Annotated in this window: 3 protein-coding genes; 1 reads left to right on the forward strand and 2 read right to left on the reverse strand. The window is 64.0% G+C overall.

All coding sequences use genetic code 11. The features are described from left to right. A partial coding sequence (locus JOZ76_RS17890; RefSeq protein ID WP_291700286.1) for a DHA2 family efflux MFS transporter permease subunit occupies positions 1–1,125 on the forward strand: 1,125 nt, incomplete at its 5' end. Here JOZ76_RS17890 and JOZ76_RS17895 read toward each other — a convergent pair. Together JOZ76_RS17895 and JOZ76_RS17900 are read right to left on the reverse strand one after the other, a co-directional pair. Further along, a complete protein-coding gene (locus JOZ76_RS17895) occupies positions 1,100–1,816 on the reverse strand; it encodes a class I SAM-dependent methyltransferase (protein ID WP_291700288.1) in 717 nt (238 codons plus the stop codon). The two genes, JOZ76_RS17890 and JOZ76_RS17895, sit on opposite strands and share 26 nt — an antisense overlap. A gap of 27 nt (positions 1,817–1,843) precedes the next feature. Next, entirely contained in the window at positions 1,844–3,439 is a 1,596-nt protein-coding gene (locus JOZ76_RS17900; protein ID WP_291700291.1) for a 4-hydroxyphenylacetate 3-hydroxylase N-terminal domain-containing protein, read from the reverse strand. Positions 3,440–3,530 lie beyond the last annotated feature (91 nt).

Below are 3,530 nucleotides of genomic sequence, written 5' to 3' on the forward strand. Positions count from 1 at the left end.
GTGATCGGGCCGACGCTCGGCGGCTGGATCAGCGACACCTATTCCTGGCACTGGGTGTTCCTCATCAATGTGCCGATGGGCCTGTTGTCCTTGTTCCTGGTGGGGACATTGGTCAAAGAGCCGTCGGGCGCCGAGGAGGAGCGGGCGCGGCTCCTGAGCCGGGGACTGCGCTTCGATTACATCGGTTTCGTTCTGGTCGCCGTCGGGCTCGGCTCGCTCGAATTCGTGCTGGACGAGGGCCAGCGCAACGACTGGTTCGGCTCGAGCATGATCGTGGCTTTCGCGTGCGCCGCCGCGTTCTGCCTGATTGCGCTGGTGGTCTGGGAGGTCCTGCATGATGAGCCGATCGTCGACATCCGGCTGCTCGGCCGGCGCCAGTTCGGCGCCTGCTTCCTGTGCATGCTCGGCACCGGCGCCATCGTGATCGCCACCACGCAGATCCTGCCGCAATTGCTGCAAGCCGAGTTCGGCTATACCGCAATGCTCGCGGGGCTCGTGCTGTCGCCAGGCGGACTCGTCACCATGGTGATGATGCCGATCACCGGCAAGCTCATCAGCATGGTGCAGCCGAGATACCTGATCGCGGCCGGCGCCGCCATCGCCGCGCTCTCGATGTGGCATCTGACCGGCATCACCGGCGACATCAATTACGGCTATGCCGCGCTCGCGCGCGTCTATCTCGCGATCGGCCTGCCGCTGCTGTTCCTGCCGGTCACCACCGCCTCCTATGAGGGCCTCCCGCCGGACAAGACCAACCAGGCCTCCGCGCTGATCAATGTCGCGCGCAACATCGGCGGCTCGATGGGCGTGGCGCTGGCGCAGACCGCGCTGGCGCAGCGGCAGCAGTTCCATCAGAGCCGGCTGGTCGAGCATATCGCGCCATCCGATCTCGGCTATCAGCAGACCATCGACGCCGTGACGCGCTACTTCCAGGCGCAAGGGTCGAACGCGGCCGACGCGGCCGGTCAGGCCATCGCCTGGGTCGGGAAGACCCTGCAGCAACAGGTCGATTTCTTGGCCTATATCGACGTGTTCTGGCTGCTCGCGATGATCGGCGTGGTCATGATCCCGATCGCGCTCAGCCTGAAGCGGATCGATCTCAGCGCGCCGGCGCGGGGACATTGAGTTCGGGAAGATCGGCAAGGCGCCACAGCCCAAGGCTCTTGTCACGCCAGCCGCCATCGCCCTCGTCGCAGCGCTCGTTGATCAGCTCCACCGGCGCCGGCCACTCGAAGGGCGGCCGCTGCAAATTGAGGGCGCGCCAGTCGCCGTCCTCGCAATCCGAGTTGACGTCCCATTCCGGAAACGTCGTCGTCAGCAGCCATTTTGCGCCGCTAGCGCGGAAGCGGCCGACCGCGCGGCGGATATTCTCAAAACTGAGATGCACCAGGCAGTCGCGACACAGGATCGCGTCGGCCGAGGGCAGCGTATCGCTGGTCACGTCGGCGAGGACGAAACGGGCGGCAATCTCGCTGCGCGCCGCGCGGTCGCTGTTGGCGGCGATCAGTCTGGGCACGATGTCCACGCCGACATAATCCAGCCCCTGCGCGCAATCCAGGATCCAGGTGGCATCGCCGCAAGGCGCATCGAGCAGCGAGCGCACTTGCAGCCGCCGCAACAGGCCGGGCAGCGCGTCGCGGATCGCCGCGGTTGCGGCGACTTCGGAGCCGAGCCCGGACACCGAGGTCGCAGCGCCCCACAGATTCGTGCGCACGATCCGCTCGAACCGCGCCGCCAGCGAAAGCCCGGCAAAGCCGGCGCGGTCGGCTGTGAACCGCTGATGCGCGAGGACTGGCGGGCGATCGCTGTTTCTCATTGTGGCAAGGCGATCGGGCACCCCTCGCTATTTGCGCATCATGTGGTAGCTGAGCTCGCCGGGGTCGGTGAGATCGGGCACCTTCCAGCCGTCGAGATCGTATTCGGCCATGCATTCCTCGGCAAAGCCCTTGAAGCGATCGGCATTGCCCGAGGCCTGCGCGCCGAACAGGCAGTAGCGGCGGATTTCTTCGGTCGAGCCGCCATAGTTGATCTCGTAGAGCTCGTGCCGTCCGCCGAACTCGCTGCCGAGACAATCCCACAGCAGTTTGAGCAGCTTGACGCGCTCCTCGGCCTTGTAGCCGTTAGAGCCGCGCAAATAGCGGTCGAGATAGGGGCGGATCTCGTCGTTCTTGAAGTCGCGCGCGTGGCTGTTGAGATAGATCAGGCCCGAGGCCACGGTCTGCTCGATCAGATACTTGACCTTGGTATAGGCCATGGTCGCGATGATCTGATAGGCATTGCCGGGATCCATGTTCGGCAGCACGTAATCGCCGATCCATGGTTTTGGCGCGCGTACCATCGCATCCGACAGGCTCCAGAACAGATTGCGCCAGGCGATCACCTCGCCGATATTGGCCTGCACGCCGCGATAATCCTTGGTGCCGGCGGCCTCCGTGGCCTTCAATAACAGCCCGCTGATGAAGTCGAGTTTCACAGCGAGGCGTGTGCAGCCATGCACGACGAAGCGCGGCAAAAATCCGGTGCGCGGGAAGAAGTTGTTGGCTTTTTCGATGTCGCCGTAAACGAACACGTTTTCCCAGGGCACCAGCACCTTGTCCATGATGAACACGGCGTCGTTCTCGTCGAGGCGGCTGGAGATCGGATAATCGAACGGGCTGCCCATCACGCTCGCGCTCATCTCATAGGAGGCGCGGCAGATGAACTTTACGCCGGGTGCATTGGTCGGCACCATGAACACCACGGCGAACTTCTTGTCCTGCAACGGGATCAGCCCGTGATGCGCGACAAAGGTGTAGTTGGTGAGCACCGATCCGGTCGCCACCACCTTGGCGCCTGATACGATGAGGCCGGCATCGGTCTCCTTTTCGACATGGCAACACACGTCGGCAACCTCGTTCGGCGGCCGGTCGCGATCGACGGGCGGGTGGATGATGGCGTGGTTGATGAACGGAACGCGCTCCTGGCTGAATTTGTACCAGCGCTTGGCGTTGTCCTGATACGGCTCGTAGAAATCCGCGTTGGCACCGAGCGTGGCGAGAAATGCCGCCTTGTAGTCCGGCGCACGACCCATCCAGCCATAGGTGATCTTGGCCCATTCCGCGATCGCGTCACGCCCGGCGATGAGATCGTCCATGGTTTTGGGCGCCTTGAAGAAGGCGTGCGTCATGCCGCCATTGTCGGTCTCGGTCGGCAGCAACAGCCGGTGCTTGCGCTTGTCGTCATGCAGCGCGTCGTAGAGGCGGGCGACCATGCGCGCGGTGTTGCGGAACGCCGGATGCGCGGCGACGTCTTTGACGCGCTCGCCGTAAATATAGACGGTGCGGTCGTCGCGCAGCGACTCCAGGTATTCCGCGCCGGTCTGCGGCCGCTCGACTTTCACGTTGCCGGTGTCATCAGCCGCAATCGTCTTGCCGGCCGTCTCCTGCGCCTTGGTCGCCATCGAGTCTCCTCCCGTCCTGTTCGATTATCGAACGTATGTCCGTATTCCGAACTTGGCGCAACGATACGGCCGCTGCCGCCGTCTGGCAAGA

It is taken from the genome of Bradyrhizobium sp. (genome assembly GCF_019244115.1).
GTDB lineage: Bacteria > Pseudomonadota > Alphaproteobacteria > Rhizobiales > Xanthobacteraceae > Bradyrhizobium.

What these genes read in the sequence shown, in the direction of transcription:
- JOZ76_RS17895 (WP_291700288.1), bottom strand. Translation starts at nt 1,816, where the DNA reads ATGAGAAACAGCGATCGCCCGCCAGTCCTCGCGCATCAGCGGTTCACA.
- JOZ76_RS17900 (WP_291700291.1), bottom strand. Translation starts at nt 3,439, where the DNA reads ATGGCGACCAAGGCGCAGGAGACGGCCGGCAAGACGATTGCGGCTGAT.